The 17880-nt window shown below is 56.7% G+C and carries 15 protein-coding genes; all 15 read left to right on the top strand.

Annotated features, from left to right (window positions below):
* The first annotated feature begins 132 nt into the window (after positions 1-132).
* The 15 genes from tsf to dnaE all read left to right on the top strand — a co-directional run bounded on the left by tsf (position 133) and on the right by dnaE (position 17873).
* Positions 133-984 (top strand): translation elongation factor Ts, encoded by an 852-nt coding sequence (gene tsf, locus ABVR31_RS15225; RefSeq protein WP_058759527.1) that lies wholly within the window; start codon positions 133-135, stop codon positions 982-984.
* A gap of 153 nt (positions 985-1137) precedes the next feature.
* The gene (pyrH, locus tag ABVR31_RS15220; RefSeq protein ID WP_010616191.1) at positions 1138-1863 is read left to right on the top strand and encodes a UMP kinase; all 726 of its coding nucleotides are present in this window, start codon (positions 1138-1140) and stop codon (positions 1861-1863) included.
* Between the two features lie 148 nt (positions 1864-2011).
* A complete protein-coding gene (gene frr, locus ABVR31_RS15215; protein WP_021507488.1) occupies positions 2012-2569 on the top strand; it encodes a ribosome recycling factor in 558 nt (185 codons plus the stop codon).
* Between the two features lie 115 nt (positions 2570-2684).
* A complete protein-coding gene (gene ispC / locus ABVR31_RS15210) occupies positions 2685-3887 on the top strand; it encodes a 1-deoxy-D-xylulose-5-phosphate reductoisomerase (RefSeq protein WP_222951261.1) in 1203 nt (400 codons plus the stop codon).
* A gap of 165 nt (positions 3888-4052) precedes the next feature.
* Positions 4053-4805, top strand: coding sequence for a (2E,6E)-farnesyl-diphosphate-specific ditrans,polycis-undecaprenyl-diphosphate synthase (gene ispU, locus ABVR31_RS15205; protein ID WP_058759529.1), 753 nt, complete (start codon positions 4053-4055; stop codon positions 4803-4805).
* An 18-nt stretch (positions 4806-4823) separates the two neighbouring features.
* A complete protein-coding gene (cdsA, locus tag ABVR31_RS15200) occupies positions 4824-5681 on the top strand; it encodes a phosphatidate cytidylyltransferase (RefSeq protein ID WP_010616187.1) in 858 nt (285 codons plus the stop codon).
* A gap of 12 nt (positions 5682-5693) precedes the next feature.
* Complete coding sequence (gene rseP / locus ABVR31_RS15195) at positions 5694-7043, top strand: sigma E protease regulator RseP (RefSeq protein WP_222951260.1); 1350 nt, start codon at positions 5694-5696, stop codon at positions 7041-7043.
* A gap of 51 nt (positions 7044-7094) precedes the next feature.
* Complete coding sequence (gene bamA, locus ABVR31_RS15190; protein ID WP_021507483.1) at positions 7095-9506, top strand: outer membrane protein assembly factor BamA; 2412 nt, start codon at positions 7095-7097, stop codon at positions 9504-9506.
* Between the two features lie 113 nt (positions 9507-9619).
* Positions 9620-10117 carry a molecular chaperone Skp gene (gene skp / locus ABVR31_RS15185; RefSeq protein WP_021507482.1) on the top strand — a complete coding sequence of 166 codons (498 nt, stop codon included), beginning with the start codon at positions 9620-9622 and terminating at the stop codon, positions 10115-10117.
* A gap of 3 nt (positions 10118-10120) precedes the next feature.
* On the top strand, positions 10121-11146 hold the full coding sequence (lpxD, locus tag ABVR31_RS15180; protein ID WP_021507481.1) for a UDP-3-O-(3-hydroxymyristoyl)glucosamine N-acyltransferase: 1026 nt from the start codon (positions 10121-10123) through the stop codon (positions 11144-11146).
* A gap of 194 nt (positions 11147-11340) precedes the next feature.
* The gene (fabZ, locus tag ABVR31_RS15175) at positions 11341-11796 is read left to right on the top strand and encodes a 3-hydroxyacyl-ACP dehydratase FabZ (RefSeq protein ID WP_013507953.1); all 456 of its coding nucleotides are present in this window, start codon (positions 11341-11343) and stop codon (positions 11794-11796) included.
* A 3-nt stretch (positions 11797-11799) separates the two neighbouring features.
* A complete protein-coding gene (lpxA, locus tag ABVR31_RS15170; protein WP_021507480.1) occupies positions 11800-12588 on the top strand; it encodes an acyl-ACP--UDP-N-acetylglucosamine O-acyltransferase in 789 nt (262 codons plus the stop codon).
* A gap of 3 nt (positions 12589-12591) precedes the next feature.
* Positions 12592-13740, top strand: coding sequence for a lipid-A-disaccharide synthase (gene lpxB / locus ABVR31_RS15165; RefSeq protein ID WP_058759532.1), 1149 nt, complete (start codon positions 12592-12594; stop codon positions 13738-13740).
* Complete coding sequence (gene rnhB, locus ABVR31_RS15160; protein ID WP_058759533.1) at positions 13733-14359, top strand: ribonuclease HII; 627 nt, start codon at positions 13733-13735, stop codon at positions 14357-14359. The genes lpxB and rnhB overlap by 8 nt, the downstream gene beginning before the upstream one ends.
* 31 nt (positions 14360-14390) lie before the next feature.
* Positions 14391-17873 carry a DNA polymerase III subunit alpha gene (gene dnaE, locus ABVR31_RS15155; RefSeq protein WP_372773343.1) on the top strand — a complete coding sequence of 1161 codons (3483 nt, stop codon included), beginning with the start codon at positions 14391-14393 and terminating at the stop codon, positions 17871-17873.
* Positions 17874-17880: the final 7 nt, after the last annotated feature.

The following is a 17880-nucleotide window of genomic DNA, read 5'->3' as shown; positions in this document are numbered from 1 at the left end:
AAGGGGCCGTGAAGGCCCCTTTATTTATCTCACTTAGTCACGCACCCTTTTCGGGCTGGCGGGGCAAGTAAATTTTCCGCAACAAGTTTCTGACAGTGTGAAAGCACTGCGAGACGAATCGAGGATTCTGGAATGGCTGAAATTACCGCTGCACTGGTAAAAGAACTGCGCGAGCGTACTGGCGCAGGCATGATGGACTGCAAAAAAGCGCTGACCGAAGCGAACGGCGACATTGAGCTGGCGATCGAGAACATGCGTAAGTCTGGTGCGATCAAAGCTGCTAAGAAAGCAGGCAACGTGGCTGCTGACGGCGTGATCAAAACCAAAATCGCTGGCGACTATGGCGTGATTCTGGAAGTGAACTGCCAGACTGACTTCGTGGCAAAAGATGCCGGTTTCCAGGCCTTTGCTGACAAAGTGCTGGACGCTGCTGCTGCCGGTAAAGTGACTGATGTGGAAGTTCTGAAAGCGCAGTTCGAAGAAGAGCGCGTGGCACTGGTTGCGAAAATCGGTGAGAACATCAACATCCGTCGTGTTGCTGTCCTCGAAGGTGCTGAGCTGAACGGCTATCTGCACGGCGCACGTATCGGCGTACTGGTTTCTACCACCGGCGCTGATGAAGAGCTGAGCAAGCAGATTGCGATGCACGTTGCTGCCAGCAAGCCAGAGTTCGTGAAGCCAGAAGACGTTTCTGCTGACGTGGTTGAGAAAGAGTACCAGGTTCAGCTGGACATCGCGATGCAGTCTGGCAAGCCAAAAGAGATCGCAGAGAAGATGGTTGAAGGCCGTATGAAGAAATTCACCGGCGAAGTCTCTCTGACCGGTCAGGCTTTCGTTATCGATCCGAGCAAAACTGTTGGCCAGGCGCTGAAAGAGAAAGGCGCTGACGTGATCAACTTCATCCGCTTCGAAGTGGGCGAAGGCATTGAGAAAGTCGAATCTGACTTTGCAGCCGAAGTTGCTGCCATGTCCAAACAGTCTTAATGGTTTGCAGGAACCGCCGAGAGGCGGTTCTTTTTTGTCTGCGTTTTGGCGCAGCAATTTTCAGTCTCATCCCAATAGCTTTTCTCACGCGCTAAGCGGATGATCGATCAGATTTAACTTCTCATTCATCTTATCTTCCAGGAAGAATTGACCATGGCGACCAACGCAAAACCTGTATATCAACGTATCTTACTGAAACTGAGCGGCGAAGCACTGCAGGGTGCCGAAGGTTTTGGTATCGACGCGAGCGTGCTTGACCGTATGGCGCAAGAGGTGAAAGAGCTGGTTGAGCTGGGCATTCAGGTGGGTGTGGTAATTGGTGGCGGTAACCTGTTCCGTGGCGCGGGTCTGGCGCAGGCAGGCATGAACCGCGTGGTCGGCGACCACATGGGGATGCTGGCGACCGTGATGAACGGCCTGGCAATGCGTGACGCACTGCATCGTGCGTACGTCAACGCGCGCCTGATGTCGGCGATTCCGCTGAACGGCGTGTGTGATAACTACAGCTGGGCAGAAGCCATCAGCCTGCTGCGCAATAACCGCGTGGTGATCTTCTCTGCCGGTACCGGCAACCCGTTCTTTACCACCGACTCAGCGGCCTGCCTGCGCGGCATCGAAATCGAAGCGGACGTGGTACTGAAAGCCACCAAGGTCGACGGCGTCTACTCAGCCGACCCGGTGAAAAATCCGGATGCCACGCTGTACGAACAGCTGACCTACGGTGAAGTGCTGGAAAAAGAGCTGAAAGTGATGGATCTGGCCGCCTTTACGCTGGCGCGCGACCATCAACTGCCGATCCGTGTCTTCAATATGAACAAGCCTGGCGCGCTGCGTCGCGTGGTGATGGGTGAAAAAGAAGGCACCCTGATTACGCATTAATACCCGACGCAGGATAAAATAAGGTATATTCTGTTGGCGCGCTGCACTGCTGTCGCGCAGCATTCAGGATGATCGATGTTTATCGATACCGTTTCCGTTCCGCTGCGTCCGGAAGTGGCCAGGTCAAACCGAATCCAAGGGTTTCAACGTGATTAACGATATTAAAAAAGATGCTGAAACGCGCATGGACAAATGCGTGGAAGCATTCAAAAACACCATCAGCAAAGTGCGCACCGGTCGTGCTTCGCCTTCACTGCTCGACGGCATCGTTGTGGAATATTACGGTACGCCAACGCCGCTGCGTCAGCTGGCCAGCGTCACCGTTGAAGATTCACGCACGCTGAAAATCAACGTGTTCGATCGCTCGATGGGTCCGGCAGTCGAGAAAGCCATCATGGCTTCTGACCTCGGCCTCAACCCAAGCTCAGCCGGTAGCGACATTCGTGTTCCACTGCCTGCGCTGACCGAAGAGCGTCGTAAAGATCTGATCAAGGTTGTGCGTGGCGAAGCCGAGCAGGGCCGTGTTTCCGTGCGCAACGTGCGCCGTGACGCGAACGACAAGATCAAGGCGCTGCTGAAAGACAAAGAGATCAGCGAAGACGACGAACGTCGCTCGCAGGACGAGATCCAGAAAATGACCGACGTTCGCATCAAGCACGTTGATGCGGCGCTGGCCGAGAAAGAGAAGGAACTGATGGAATTCTGATTCCGTCATTTGCCTGACAAAACGCCGTTCAGAGACGTAGTACGACTCTGGCGGCGTTTTACATTGTGCCCGGCGTACGCGCGGGCGCGCACCACGACTTCACAGGGACAGCACCATGAAGCGATTAACTCTGCTGGGTTCGACCGGCTCAATTGGCACCAGCACGCTGGCGGTAGTGGCGGCGCATCCTGAGCGCTATCAGGTGACTGCGCTGGTGGCCGGTCAGAATGTGGCGCTGATGGCCGAACAGTGTCAGCAATTTAAACCGCGCTACGCGGCGATGTCCGACGACGCTTCCGCTGCGGCGCTGCGTGAACGACTGAAAGCACTCAACATGGATACGGAAGTGCTCTCCGGCGTTCAGGCCGCCTGCGAACTGGCCGCACTGGATGAGGTCGATCAGGTAATGGCCGCCATTGTGGGCGCTTCCGGCTTACAACCGACGCTGGCCGCCATTCGCGCCGGCAAAACCGTCCTGCTTGCCAATAAAGAATCGCTTGTCACATGCGGCCGTTTGTTTATGGAGGCGGTACGCCAGCATCAGGCGCAGCTGCTGCCGGTCGACAGCGAGCACAACGCCATTTTTCAGAGTTTGCCCGCTTCCATACAGCATCAGTTGGGGTACGCTGATCTGCGGGAGAATGGCATCGAGTCGATTCTCCTTACGGGATCGGGTGGTCCTTTTCGTGACACGCCATTAGCCGAGCTGGCCGCTATGACGCCAGATCAGGCCTGTGCGCATCCGAACTGGTCAATGGGGCGTAAAATCTCCGTTGATTCGGCCACCATGATGAATAAAGGTCTTGAATACATTGAAGCCCGCTGGCTGTTTAACGCCACCGACGCACAAATGGAGGTCATCCTGCATCCGCAGTCGGTGATTCACTCCATGGTGCGATACTGCGACGGTAGCGTGCTGGCGCAGCTGGGTTCACCCGATATGCGCACGCCAATCGCCCACAGCATGGCCTGGCCGGCACGTATTACCGCAGGCGTAACGCCGCTTGATTTCACCCGAATGAAGGCGCTGACGTTTGCTGAGCCGGACTACGAACGCTATCCCTGCCTGAAGCTGGCAATCGATGCATGCGCAACCGGACAGGCGGCCACCACCACGCTGAACGCAGCCAATGAAGTCGCGGTAGCGGCATTTCTGCAGCATCAGATTCGCTTTACCGATATCGCGGCCATCAACAGTGAAGTGCTGGCAACCCTGCAGTGTCAGGAGCCGTGCAGCGTGGATGACGTGATGGAGATTGATCGGATCGCACGCGTGCGGGCCACGGCGTTGCTGCCGCGCTTTCGTTTAGCCGGTTGATGGTGGCGCTATTTGTTCGCTCAGGGTGAAAATGGTATAGTCGCTCGCTCGCGTTTTACGGCCCGACATTGTTTCGATGTCATCCGGTGAGGTTACCGGCGTTTGCCGCAGGCGCAATGTATTCAGAAACCACAGCATTTCTGATGAAAGGAATTATTACGCGTTATGTCGTCCAACAATCACAATACAATCGATGACGGGTCGTACTGCACGCCACGTCACGTGGCCATCATTATGGATGGTAATGGTCGCTGGGCAAAAAATCAGGGCAAACTGCGTATTTCAGGCCACAAAGCCGGGGTAAAATCAGTACGCCGGGCTGTCAGCTTTGCGGTCAGCAACAAGCTGGAAGCGCTCACGCTCTATGCGTTCAGCAGTGAAAACTGGAGCCGACCGGTACAGGAAGTGACGGCCTTAATGGAATTGTTTGTCTGGGCGCTCGACAGCGAAGTCAAAAGCCTGCACAAGCACAATGTGCGTCTGCGCATTATTGGTGATATCAGCCGTTTCAATAACCGCATTCAGGAACGCATTCGCCGCGCCGAGGAACTGACTCAGCAAAATGATGGACTCACCCTCAACATTGCTGCCAACTATGGCGGCCGTTGGGATATTATCCAGGGTGTAAAAAAACTGGCTGAACAGGTTCAGGAAGGACTGCTACGTCCTGACCAGATAACTGAAGAAAGTCTGGCTCCGCATCTGTGTATGCAGGAGCTGGCGCCGGTGGATTTAGTGATAAGGACCGGGGGAGAGCATCGGATCAGCAACTTCCTGCTGTGGCAGATCGCCTATGCTGAGTTTTGGTTTACCGATGTTCTCTGGCCTGATTTTGATGAACACGTTTTTGAAGGTGCACTGAATGCATTCTCTCTGCGGGAGCGACGCTATGGCGGCGCTGCACCAGGCGGCGCCTGAGCAACCTGGGGGTAACCTTTGCTGAAGTCTCGTCTGATCACCGCGTTTATTCTGATTCCGCTGGTGATCGCTGCTCTGTTTTGGTTGCCGCTGTCCGGTTTTGCGATTACCACCATCATCATCTGCATGCTTGCCGCCTGGGAGTGGGGGCAGCTGGCGGGGATGGCAACGCGTCAGCAGCGTATCTGGCTGGCGGTGCTATGCGGCCTGCTGCTGGCGGTGATGCTGTTCACCCTGCAACCCTATCAACGTAATCTGCACCAGTTCCAGATGGAGAGCTCGCTCTGGGCCTCGCTGGGCTGGTGGATTGTCGCGCTGTTTCTCGTGCTGTTTTATCCGGCCTCCGCTGCGCTGTGGCGCGCATCGCGTCCGCTGCGCCTGCTGTTTGGCGTGCTGACCGTGGTGCCGTTCTTCTGGGGCATGATGGCGCTGCGCCAGTATCACTATGACACCGACCATTTCGCCGGCGCCTGGTGGCTGCTGTTCGTGATGTTCCTCGTCTGGGGCGCGGATTCCGGTGCTTACATGTTTGGTCGTCTGTTCGGCAAGCATAAGCTGGCGCCGAAAGTCTCGCCGGGCAAAACCTGGGAAGGCTTCTTTGGCGGACTGCTGTCATCGGCGATTATCGCCTGGCTGTTTGCGCTGCTGGCCCCGCTATCGGTGGCGCCGGGCACGCTGATTATCTGCGCCGTGATTGCCACGCTGGCCTCCGTGCTGGGCGATCTCACGGAAAGTATGTTCAAACGTGAAGCCGGTATCAAAGACAGCGGTAACCTGATTCCGGGGCACGGTGGTATCCTCGATCGCATTGATAGCCTGACAGCCGCGGTGCCGGTATTTGCCTGCCTGCTGCTGCTGGTGTTCCGCACCCTCTGAGGATAAGCGACGATGTTGAGCATACTCTGGAGTTTTGTCGCCTTTATCGTGGCGCTCGGCGTGCTGATTACGGTGCACGAGTTCGGCCACTTCTGGGTGGCGTGTCGCTGCGGTGTCAAAGTAGAACGCTTCTCGATCGGTTTCGGCAAAGCCCTGTGGCGTCGCACTGACCGCCAGGGCACGGAATACGTGATCGCGCTGATTCCGCTCGGTGGCTACGTCAAAATGCTCGACGAGCGCGTAGAGAGCGTGCCCGCTGAGCTGCGTCATCAGGCCTTCAACAATAAAACCGTGCTGCAGCGTGCCTCAATCATTGCCGCCGGTCCCGTCGCCAATTTCATCTTTGCCGTGTTTGCCTACTGGGTGGTGTTCATCCATGGTGTGCCGGGTGTTCGCCCGGTGGTCGGCGAAATTATGAGCGGTTCCGTCGCGGCAGAAGCGCAAATTACCTCCGGCATGGAACTTAAAGCGGTTGACGGTATCGAAACGCCTGACTGGGATGCTGTGCGCCTGGCGCTGATCGGTAAAATCGGCGACAGCAGCGCCACGCTGACCGTGTCACAGTTTGGTCAGCAGGCGACGCAGCAGAAGCAGCTCAATCTGCGCGACTGGCAATTTGAACCGGACAAACAGGACCCGGTGGTCGCTTTAGGTATTCGACCGCGCGGGCCGCAAATCGAAACCACGCTGGCAGAAGTGCAGGCGCGTTCACCGGCAAGTGCTGCCGGTTTGCAAGCCGGCGACAGGATCGTTAAAGTCGATGGTCAGCCATTAACGCAATGGCAGGTTTTTGCGGCTCAGGTTCGGGATAATCCCGGCAAAAACATGGCGCTGGAGGTTGAGCGTAACGGTGAACCGTTAACGCTGACGCTAACGCCGGAAGCGAAACCGGGCAACGCAGCGGAAGGTTTTGCCGGGGTGATCCCGCGTGTGATCCCGCTGCCGGATGAGTACAAAACGGTAAAACAGTACGGACCTTTCGCCGCGATTGGTGAAGCCGGTGTCAAAACCTGGCAACTGATGAAGCTGACGGTTTCGATGCTGGGCAAGTTGATAACCGGGGACGTCAAACTGAATAACCTGAGCGGGCCAATTTCGATTGCGCAGGGTGCCGGATTATCAGCTGAATATGGGGTGATTTATTACCTGATGTTCCTCGCGCTGATTAGCGTCAACTTAGGGATCATCAATCTGTTCCCTCTGCCGGTTTTAGATGGTGGACATCTGCTCTTTCTGGCGATCGAAAAGATCAAAGGTGGACCGGTGTCCGAGCGAGTTCAGGACTTCAGTTATCGCATCGGCTCAATTTTGCTGGTGCTTTTAATGGGGCTTGCACTTTTCAATGATTTCTCTCGCCTGTAATCGCTGGAACGCAGACAGGCGCGGGATGTGTTAGGAAAACGCATAACAACGATGGCGATGAAAAAGTTGCTCATAGCGTCGCTGCTGTTTAGCAGCGCCACCGTTTACGGTGCAGACGATTTCGTAGTGAAGGACATTCATTTCGAAGGTCTACAGCGAGTCGCCGTCGGCGCGGCTCTGCTCAGCATGCCGGTACGCGTCGGTGATACGGTGAATGATGATGACATCAGAAACACCATTCGCTCACTGTTCGCTACCGGTAACTTTGAAGATGTCCAGGTTCTGCGTGACGGCACCACCCTGATTGTTCAGGTGAAGGAACGTCCGACCATTGCCAGCATCACCTTCTCCGGTAACAAAGCGGTGAAAGAGGATCAGCTGAAGGAGAACCTTGAGGCCTCCGGTGTGCGCGTCGGCGAAGCGCTTGACCGCACCACGCTCTCTTCCATCGAGAAGGGGCTGGAGGACTTTTACTACAGCGTCGGTAAATATACCGCCAGCGTCAAAGCCATCGCGACGCCGCTGCCGCGTAACCGTGTCGATCTGAAATTCGTCTTCCAGGAAGGCGTCTCGGCCAAGATCCAGCAGATCAACATTGTCGGCAACAAAGCGTTCAGCTCAGACGAACTGATCTCCCGCTTCCAGCTGCGCGATGAAGTGCCGTGGTGGAACGTGGTGGGCGATCGTAAATACCAGAAGCAGAAACTGGCGGGCGATCTCGAAACCCTGCGCAGCTTCTATCTGGATCGCGGTTATGCGCGTTTCAATATTGATTCCACGCAGGTGAGCCTGACGCCGGACAAGAAAGGCATCTACATCACCGTCAACATCACTGAAGGCGATCAGTACAAGATTGCCGGCGTGATCGTCAACGGCAGCATGGCGGGCCACTCGGCGGAAATTGAGCACCTGACGCAGATTCCTAACGGTGAGCTGTATAACGGCACCAAAGTCACCCAGATGGAAGATGACATCAAGAAGCTGCTGGGCCGTTATGGCTACGCCTATCCACGCGTGGTGACGCAGCCGGAAATCAACGATGCGGATAAAACCGTTAAGCTGCACATCAACGTTGATGCCGGTAACCGTTACTACGTGCGTAAAGTGCGTTTTGAAGGTAACGACACCTCGAAAGATGCCGTACTGCGCCGCGAAATGCGTCAGATGGAAGGCGCATGGCTGGGCAGCGACCTCGTCGATCAGGGCAAAGAGCGCCTGAACCGTACCGGTTACTTCGAAACCGTGGACGTTGATACCCAGCGCGTTCCGGGCTCGCCAGACCAGGTAGACGTGGTTTACAAAGTCAAAGAGCGTAACACCGGTACCTTCAACTTTGGTGTGGGTTACGGTACGGAGAGTGGCGTCAGCTTCCAGGTCGGCGTGACCCAGGAGAACTGGCTCGGCACCGGTAATACCGTCGGCATCAGCGGTACCAAGAACGACTACCAGACTTACGCAGAATTCTCACTCACCGATCCGTACTTCACGGTGGACGGTGTGAGCCTCGGCGGCCGCCTCTTCTACAACGACTTTAAAGCGGATGATGCTGACCTCTCCGACTACACCAACAAAAGTTACGGTGTGGACGGTACGCTCGGCTTCCCGGTTAACGAAAACAACACGCTGCGCGTTGGCTTAGGTTATGTGCACAACGACCTGTCCAACATGCGTCCGCAGGTGGCGATGTGGCGTTACCTTGACTCGGTGGGTCGTCATCAGGGGCTGAATGATGACGGTGATTTCTCTGCGGATGACTTCACCTTCAACTACGGCTGGACGTACAACACGCTCGATCGTGGTTTCTTCCCGACGCGCGGTAACCGTACCAACCTGAACGGTAAAGTGACCATTCCGGGCTCTGATAACTCGTTCTATAAAGCGACGCTGGACACCCAGCAGTACGTGCCGCTGAACCGTGATGGCACCTGGGTGGTGCTGGGTCGTGGCCGTGTTGGCTACGGTGACGGACTCGGTGGCAAAGAGATGCCGTTCTATGAGAACTTCTACGCCGGCGGTTCCAGCACCGTGCGTGGCTTCCAGTCCAACACCATTGGTCCGAAAGCCGCTTACCTGAACGATCGCTCGTCGAGCTGTAATCTGACCGATCCGGACGGCATCTGTAAGTCTGACGATGCGGTGGGCGGTAACGCCATGGCGATCGCCAGCCTTGAGCTGATTACGCCAACGCCGTTCCTGAGCGAGAAATATGCAAACTCAGTACGTACCTCGGTATTTATGGATGCCGGTACCGTCTGGGATACCAAGTGGCAGAACACCGCGGAAACCCGCGCGGCGGGCATTCCGGACTACAGCGACCCGAACAACATTCGCGTCTCTGCCGGTCTTGCGCTGCAGTGGATGTCGCCACTTGGACCACTGGTGTTCTCCTACGCACAGCCAGTGAAGAAAGTCGAGGGAGACAAAGCAGAACAGTTCCAGTTTAACATCGGTAAAACCTGGTAAGGTTCTGAGCACGGAAGCAGAGTCGTAGTACGGCATCGCGCCGGCGCCAGACGGGAGCCGGACGATGCCAACACTGTGTCGCTGACACAAACGTTGATGGTAAGGAGTTTATAGTGAAAAAGTTGTTGTGTGCCGCAGGTCTGGGTCTTGCTTTAGCGGTTTCCGCGGGCGTTCAGGCTGCTGACAAAATTGCAGTGGTAAACGTGTCCAGCATTTTCCAACAGTTACCGCAACGTGCGACCGTTGCTAAACAGCTGGAAAACGAATTCAAGGGCCGTGCCACTGAGCTGCAGAGCCAGGAGCGCGATCTGCAGACTAAAATGCAGAAACTGCAGCGTGATGGTTCAACCATGAAGGCCAGCGACCGCAGCCGCATGGAAAAAGACATCATGTCACAGCGCGAAGCGTTCTCGACGAAAGCGCAGGCTTTCGATCAGGATAACCGCCGTCGTCAGATGGAAGAGCGTAACAAACTGCTGAGCCGTATTCAGGACGCAGTGAAGAAAGTGGCGGACAGCGAAGGGTATGACGTGGTAATCGACGCCAATGCCGTTGCCTATGCTTCTAACGCGAAAGACATTACTGCTGACGTGCTGAAACAGGTTAAATAATCGATGTCATCAATTCGACTGGCTGATTTAGCCCAGCAGTTGGATGCAGAATTGCACGGAGATGGCGATATCGCCATCTCCGGCATTGCTTCTATGCAATCCGCCACCCCTGGTCAAATCACTTTTCTTGCCAACAGCCGCTACCGCGAGCAGCTCGCACAGGTTCAGGCCTCAGCCGTGGTGCTGACGGAAGCGGATCTGGAGTGGTGTAAAACCGCCGCGCTGGTGGTGAAAAACCCTTACCTGACTTATGCCCGCATGGCACAACTGCTGGACACCACGCCGCAGCCCGCGCAAAATATCGCGCCCAGCGCCGTGATCGATCCGAGCGCGAAGCTGGGGAACAATGTCTCGGTGGGCGCTAACGCGGTCATCGAGTCCGGCGTTGAGTTGGGTGATGACGTGGTGATTGGCGCCGGCTGCTTTGTCGGCAAGCGCACGCGCATTGGCCGTGGTTCCCGTTTGTGGGCCAACGTTACGGTTTATCATGAGATCCAGATTGGTCAGGATTGTCTGATTCAGTCTGGCACCGTGATTGGTGCCGATGGTTTCGGTTATGCTAACGACCGCGGCAACTGGGTGAAAATTCCTCAGCTGGGCACCGTGGTGATTGGCGATCGGGTAGAAATTGGTGCCTGTACCACGATCGATCGCGGTGCGCTGGATAACACTCTGATCGGCAATGGTGTTATCATAGACAACCAGTGTCAGATTGCGCATAACGTCGTGATTGGTGATAACACCGCGGTTGCCGGTGGTGTGATCATGGCGGGTAGTCTGAAGATTGGGCGTTACTGTATGATTGGCGGAGCCAGCGTCATTAACGGCCATATGGAAATCTGTGACAAAGTGACGGTAACCGGCATGGGCATGGTCATGCGTCCCATCACAGAGCCTGGGGTATACTCATCGGGTATCCCGCTGCAACCCAACAAAACCTGGCGTAAAACGGCAGCGCTGGTGATGAACATCGATGACATGAGCAAACGCTTAAAAGCCATCGAACGCAAGGTCGGCAAAGACGACTGAGTACATCCCGGCTCTACCCGCTTTCATAATAAAGCAGCGTACCTTCTTTCACCTCGGGGTTAACCAGAGTGCGGCAGCAGGTATCGTGGTAAGCGAAACGCCACTGAACTGATTTGCGGCCTGCGAAAGATCATTTTGATCGGTGCAGGCCGTGTTATTGTTGCCATCAGATTTTTTAGGACAGGAAGAGTATTTTGACAACTGAAACGCATACTCTGAAAATTGAAGAGATTTTAGAACTGCTGCCGCACCGCTACCCGTTTTTGCTGGTTGACCGCGTGCTGGAATTTGAAGAGCATAAATACCTGCGTGCGGTAAAGAACGTTTCTGTTAATGAACCGTTTTTCCAGGGACACTTCCCTGGTAAACCGATTTTCCCAGGCGTTCTGATCCTGGAAGCGATGGCGCAGGCGACCGGTATTCTGGCGTTTAAAAGCGTTGGAAAACTGGAACCGGGCGAGCTGTACTATTTCGCCGGTATCGACGAAGCCCGTTTCAAGCGTCCGGTAGTGCCGGGCGACCAGATGATCATGGAAGTCACCTTCGAGAAGACCCGCCGTGGCCTGACGCGCTTCAAAGGCGTGGCAACCGTAGACGGTAAGATTGTCTGTGAAGCGACCATGATGTGTGCCCGTAGCCGGGAGGCATAATTAGTGATTGATTCAACCGCCAGCATCCATCCAACGTCCATCATTGAAGAAGGTGCGGTGATCGGCGCCAACGTCCAAATCGGTCCGTTTTGTGTTGTCGGAGCGAACGTGGAAATTGGCGAAGGCACGGTGCTGAAATCGCACGTGGTGGTGAATGGCCACACGCGTATCGGTAAAGATAACCAGATCTACCAGTTCGTTTCGATTGGCGAAGTGAATCAGGATCTGAAATATGCCGGTGAACCGACCCGCGTTGAAGTCGGCGATCGCAACCGCATCCGCGAGAGCGTCACCATTCATCGTGGCACCACGCAGGGTGGCGGCCTGACCAAAGTCGGCAGCGACAACCTGCTGATGGTCAATGCGCACATTGCCCATGACTGCGTGATCGGCAATCGCTGTATTCTGGCCAACAACGTAACGCTGGGCGGCCACGTTACCGTGGATGATTTTGCCATCATCGGCGGCGTGACGGCGGTGCACCAGTGGTGCACCATTGGTGCCCACGTGATGGTAGGCGGTTGTTCCGGTGTCGCGCAGGACGTGCCGCCGTACGTGATTGCGCAGGGCAACCATGCCACGCCGTTCGGTGTCAATATCGAAGGCCTGAAGCGTCGTGGCTTCAGCAAAGAAGCACTGCACGCCATTCGTAACGCGTACAAGCTGCTGTACCGCAGCGGTAAAACGCTGGATGAAGTGAAGCCGGAGATTGAAGAACTGGCTAAACTTCATAGCGAAGTGCAGCCTTTCTACGACTTCTTTGCCCGTTCTACCCGTGGATTGATTCGTTAATTCATGTCTGTGCGTCCCTTAACGATTGCCCTGGTCGCCGGAGAAACCTCCGGCGATATTCTTGGTGCCGGATTGATTCGTGCGCTAAAAGCGCGCCATCCTGACGCGCGCTTCGTTGGCGTTGCCGGTCCGCTGATGCAGGCCGAAGGCTGCGAAGCCTGGTACGAGATGGAAGAGCTGGCGGTAATGGGCATCGTTGAGGTGCTTGGCCGCCTGCGCCGTTTGCTGCACATCCGCAAGGATTTAACCCAGCGCTTTACTGAGCTGCGGCCGGATGTCTTCGTCGGCATCGATGCCCCGGATTTCAACATCACGCTGGAAGGCAACCTCAAGCGTGCCGGCATTCGCACCATTCATTACGTCAGTCCCTCCGTGTGGGCCTGGCGACAAAAGCGCGTGTTCAAAATTGGCCGCAACACCGATCTGGTGCTGGCGTTTCTGCCTTTTGAAAAAGCGTTTTACGATCGCTACAACGTGCCGTGCCGCTTCATCGGGCACACCATGGCCGATGCGATGCCGCTGCAGCCGGACAAACTGGCCGCGCGGCGTGAATTAGGCATCGCGGATGATGCGCTGTGCCTCGGCCTGCTGCCGGGCAGCCGCGGCGCGGAAGTGGAGATGCTCAGCGCCGATTTCCTGCGCGCTGCACAGCTGCTGCGCCAGCGCTATCCGGCGCTTGAGATCGTGGTGCCGCTGGTTAACGCGAAGCGGCGCGCGCAGTTCGAGCAGATTAAAGCCAGCGTCGCGCCGGAATTGCCGATGCACCTGCTGGATGGCAAAGGGCGCCAGGCGATGATCGCCAGCGACGCAGCGATTCTGGCTTCCGGCACTGCAGCGCTGGAGTGCATGCTGGCGAAATGCCCGATGGTGGTGGGCTATCGTATGAAGCCGTTCACCTTCTGGCTGGCGAAGCGGCTGGTGAAAACCCCGTACGTTTCGCTGCCTAACCTGCTGGCCGGCCGTGAGCTGGTGCAGGAGCTGCTGCAGGAGGAGTGCCAGCCTGCAGCGTTAGCCGCGGCGCTGGAGCCGCTGTTGCATGCCGGTCCGGAGCGTGACGCGCTGCTGGCCACTTTCACCCAATTGCATCAGCAGATTCGCTGGAACGCCGACGAACAGGCGGCGGATGCGGTACTGGAGATTGCCAATGGCTGAATTTATCTATCCTGACGCCCGGCTGATTGCCGGCGTTGATGAAGTCGGACGTGGCCCGCTGGTCGGTGCCGTGGTGACCGCCGCCGTGATCCTCGATCCAGCGCGGCCGATTGCCGGCCTGGCAGATTCCAAAAAGCTGTCTGAAAAGCGCCGCCTTGCGCTGTTTGATGAAATCAAAGAGAAAGCGCTGGCGTGGAGCCTGGGCCGCGCTGAGCCGGAAGAGATCGATCAGCTGAACATCCTGCACGCCACCATGCTGGCGATGCAGCGCGCGGTTGCCGGTCTGCATATTGCACCGGATTTTGTCCTGATTGATGGCAACCGCTGTCCGGCGCTGCCGATGCCGTCGCAGGCGGTGGTTAAGGGTGATAGCCTGGTGCGGGAAATCAGCGCTGCCTCGATTATTGCCAAAGTCACGCGCGACCGTGAAATGGCCGAGCTGGACCTGCTGTTTCCGCAGTACGGTTTCGCCCAGCACAAAGGCTATCCGACCGCGCTGCACATGGAAAAACTGACGCAGTTTGGTGCCACACCTCACCACCGCCGCAGCTTTGCGCCGGTGCGTAACGCCCTGATTGATGCTGATGTGCTGGCCGCGCGCCAGCCGACTACGCTTTAATAGCCTGACGCTGTTTTAACCGGAAACTGATATGGCTGAACCTCGTTTTATACATCTGCGCGTACACAGCGATTACTCCATGGTCGATGGTCTGGCCAAGACCGGGCCGCTGGTAAAAAAGGCGGCCGCGCTCGGCATGCCAGCCATTGCCATCACCGACTACACCAACCTGTGCGGGCTGGTGCGCTTTTATGGCAGCGCGCACAGCGCCGGTATCAAACCGATCGTCGGGGCTGACTTCCAGGTGGCCAGCGATTTGATGGGCGATGAGCTGACGCAGCTCACCGTGCTGGCCGCTAATAACACCGGTTACCAGAATCTGACGCTGCTGATTTCGCGCGCTTACCAGCGCGGTTACGGTATCACCGGACCGATTATCGATCGCGACTGGTTACTGGAGCTGGGCGAAGGGTTGATTCTGCTGTCGGGCGGACGGCGCGGCGACGTCGGTCGCAGCCTGCTGCGTGGCAATAACGCGCTGGTGGCGCAGTGCCTGAGCTTCTATCAGCAGCATTTCCCTAATCGCTACTATCTGGAACTGACGCGTACCGGCCGGCCAGACGAAGAGGCCTATCTGCACGCCGCGGTTGAGCTGGCGATTGCTGAATCGGTGCCGGTGGTGGCCACCAATGAAGTCTGCTTCCTCAACGAAGAAGATTTCGACGCCCATGAAATCCGCGTGGCGATTCACGACGGCTACACGCTGGACGATCCTAAACGTCCGCGCAACTACAGTCCTCAGCAATATATGCGCAGCGAAGAGGAGATGTGCGAGCTGTTCTCGGACATCCCGGAAGCGCTGGAAAACAGCGTAGAGATTGCTAAGCGTTGTAACGTCACGGTGCGCCTCGGCGAATACTTCCTGCCGCAGTTCCCGACCGGCGACATGTCGACCGAAGATTTCCTGGTGATGAAGTCGCGCGAAGGGCTGGAGGAGCGCCTGGCGTTTCTCTTCCCGGATGAGCAGGTGCGTGCCGAACGCCGGCCGGAGTATGACGAGCGTCTCGACATCGAGCTCAACGTCATTAACCAGATGGGCTTCCCCGGCTACTTCCTGATCGTGATGGAGTTTATCCAGTGGTCAAAGGACAACGGCATTCCGGTCGGGCCGGGGCGTGGTTCCGGTGCCGGTTCGCTGGTGGCCTACGCGCTGAAAATTACCGATCTCGATCCGCTGGAGTTTGACCTGCTGTTCGAACGTTTCCTTAACCCGGAACGTGTCTCGATGCCCGACTTTGACGTCGATTTCTGCATGGAAAAACGTGACCAGGTGATCGATCACGTGGCTGAGATGTACGGCCGCGATGCGGTGTCGCAGATTATCACCTTTGGTACCATGGCGGCGAAAGCGGTGATTCGCGACGTCGGCCGGGTGCTGGGGCATCCGTACGGCTTTGTTGATCGCATCTCAAAACTGATCCCGCCGGATCCGGGCATGACGCTGGAAAAAGCGTTCCAGGCGGAACCGCAGCTGCCGGAGATCTACGAAGCTGACGAAGAAGTCAAAGCGCTGATCGACATGGCGCGCAAGCTGGAAGGGGTCACGCGTAACGCCGGCAAGCACGCCGGTGGCGTGGTCATTGCGCCGACCAAAATCACCGATTTTGCGCCGCTGTACTGCGATGAGAACGGCCAGTTCCCGGTCACCCAGTTCGATAAAAACGACGTGGAATACGCCGGACTGGTGAAGTTTGACTTCCTCGGCCTGCGCACGCTGACCATCATCGACTGGGCGCTGAAGATGATCAACCCGCGGCGCGAAAAGCAGGGGTTACCGCCAATCGATATCGCTGCCATCCCGCTGGATGACAAAAAAAGCTTCGACATGCTGCAGCGCTCGGAAACCACCGCGGTGTTCCAGCTTGAATCGCGCGGCATGAAAGATCTGATCAAGCGCCTGAAGCCGGACTGCTTCGAAGATATGATCGCACTGGTGGCACTGTTCCGTCCGGGGCCGCTGCAGTCGGGCATGGTCGATAACTTTATTGACCGTAAGCACGGCCGTGAAGCCATCTCCTACCCGGACATTCAGTGGCAGCATGAGAGCCTGAAGCCGGTGCTGGAGCCGACCTACGGCATCATCCTCTATCAGGAACAGGTGATGCAGATTGCCCAGGTCCTGTCCGGCTATACGCTGGGCGGCGCGGATATGCTGCGTCGTGCCATGGGTAAAAAGAAGCCGGAGGAGATGGCCAAGCAGCGTTCGGTGTTCCAGGACGGTGCTGAGAAGATGGGCATCAACGGCGAACTGTCGATGAAAATCTTCGATCTGGTGGAGAAGTTCGCAGGCTACGGCTTTAACAAGTCGCACTCTGCTGCTTATGCGCTGGTCTCCTATCAGACGCTGTGGCTGAAAGCGCACTATCCGGCCGAGTTCATGGCGGCGGTGATGACCGCCGATATGGATAACACCGAGAAGGTGGTTGGACTGGTGGATGAGTGCTGGCGCATGGGGCTGAAAGTGCTGCCGCCAGACATTAACTCCGGGCTCTATCCGTTCCACGTCAACGATGACGGGGAGATCGTGTACGGCATCGGCGCCATCAAAGGCGTGGGTGAGGGGCCGATCGAAGCGATCCTCGAAGCGCGTAATCAGGGCGGCTACTTTAAAGAGCTGTTTGATCTCTGCGCGCGCACCGACACCAAAAAGATCAACCGTCGCGTGATGGAAAAACTGATCATGTCCGGCGCGTTCGATCGTCTTGGCCCGCACCGCGCGGCGCTGATGAGCGCGCTGGGTGACGCCCTGAAGGCGGCGGATCAGCATGCCAAAGCCGAAGCGACGGGACAGGCGGATATGTTCGGCGTGCTGGCCGAAGAGCCCGAGCAGGTTGAGCAATCTTATGCGGCCATTACGCCGTGGCCGGAGCAGGTGCAGCTGGATGGCGAGCGTGAGACGCTCGGTCTGTATCTCACCGGCCATCCGATCAATCAGTATCTGAAAGAAATTGAGCGCTACGTTGGCGGCATGCGCCTGAAAGACATGCATCCAACAGAACGTGGTAAAGTGACCGTTGCGGCCGGGCTGGTGATTGCCGCCCGCGTCATGGTCACCAAGCGCGGCAACCGAATTGGTATCTGTACTCTTGACGACCGCTCTGGCCGTCTTGAGGTGATGTTATTTACCGATGCGTTAGATAAATACCAGCAGCTGCTGGAGAAGGACCGTATCCTGATCGTCAGTGGACAGGTCAGCTTTGATGACTTTAGCGGTGGGCTTAAAATGACCGCCCGGGAAGTCATGGACATCGACGAAGCGCGGGAAAAATACGCGCGCGGACTTGCTATCTCGCTGACGGACAGGCAAATTGATGACCAGCTTTTAAACCGTCTCCGCCAGTCTCTGGAGCCTCATCGCTCCGGGACCATTCCGGTGCATCTCTATTATCAGAGAGCAGATGCGCGGGCGAAGCTGCGCTTTGGTGCAGCGTGGCGTATTTCGCCCAGCGATCGTTTACTCAACGATTTGCGGTCGTTAGTAGGGTCGGAGCAGGTGGAACTGGAGTTTGACTAAAACAGGA

It is taken from the genome of Pantoea sp. WEP, assembly GCF_041678305.1.
In the GTDB taxonomy this organism is placed as follows: Bacteria; Pseudomonadota; Gammaproteobacteria; order Enterobacterales; family Enterobacteriaceae; genus Pantoea; species Pantoea dispersa.
This window is presented reverse-complemented; position numbering and strand designations above follow the sequence as displayed.

What these genes read in the sequence shown, in the direction of transcription:
- ispU (WP_058759529.1), top strand. Translation starts at nt 4,053, where the DNA reads ATGTCGTCCAACAATCACAATACAATCGATGACGGGTCGTACTGCACG.
- bamA (WP_021507483.1), top strand. Translation starts at nt 7,095, where the DNA reads ATGGCGATGAAAAAGTTGCTCATAGCGTCGCTGCTGTTTAGCAGCGCC.
- rnhB (WP_058759533.1), top strand. Translation starts at nt 13,733, where the DNA reads ATGGCTGAATTTATCTATCCTGACGCCCGGCTGATTGCCGGCGTTGAT.
- pyrH (WP_010616191.1), top strand. Translation starts at nt 1,138, where the DNA reads ATGGCGACCAACGCAAAACCTGTATATCAACGTATCTTACTGAAACTG.
- dnaE (WP_372773343.1), top strand. Translation starts at nt 14,391, where the DNA reads ATGGCTGAACCTCGTTTTATACATCTGCGCGTACACAGCGATTACTCC.
- ispC (WP_222951261.1), top strand. Translation starts at nt 2,685, where the DNA reads ATGAAGCGATTAACTCTGCTGGGTTCGACCGGCTCAATTGGCACCAGC.
- lpxD (WP_021507481.1), top strand. Translation starts at nt 10,121, where the DNA reads ATGTCATCAATTCGACTGGCTGATTTAGCCCAGCAGTTGGATGCAGAA.
- rseP (WP_222951260.1), top strand. Translation starts at nt 5,694, where the DNA reads ATGTTGAGCATACTCTGGAGTTTTGTCGCCTTTATCGTGGCGCTCGGC.
- tsf (WP_058759527.1), top strand. Translation starts at nt 133, where the DNA reads ATGGCTGAAATTACCGCTGCACTGGTAAAAGAACTGCGCGAGCGTACT.
- lpxB (WP_058759532.1), top strand. Translation starts at nt 12,592, where the DNA reads ATGTCTGTGCGTCCCTTAACGATTGCCCTGGTCGCCGGAGAAACCTCC.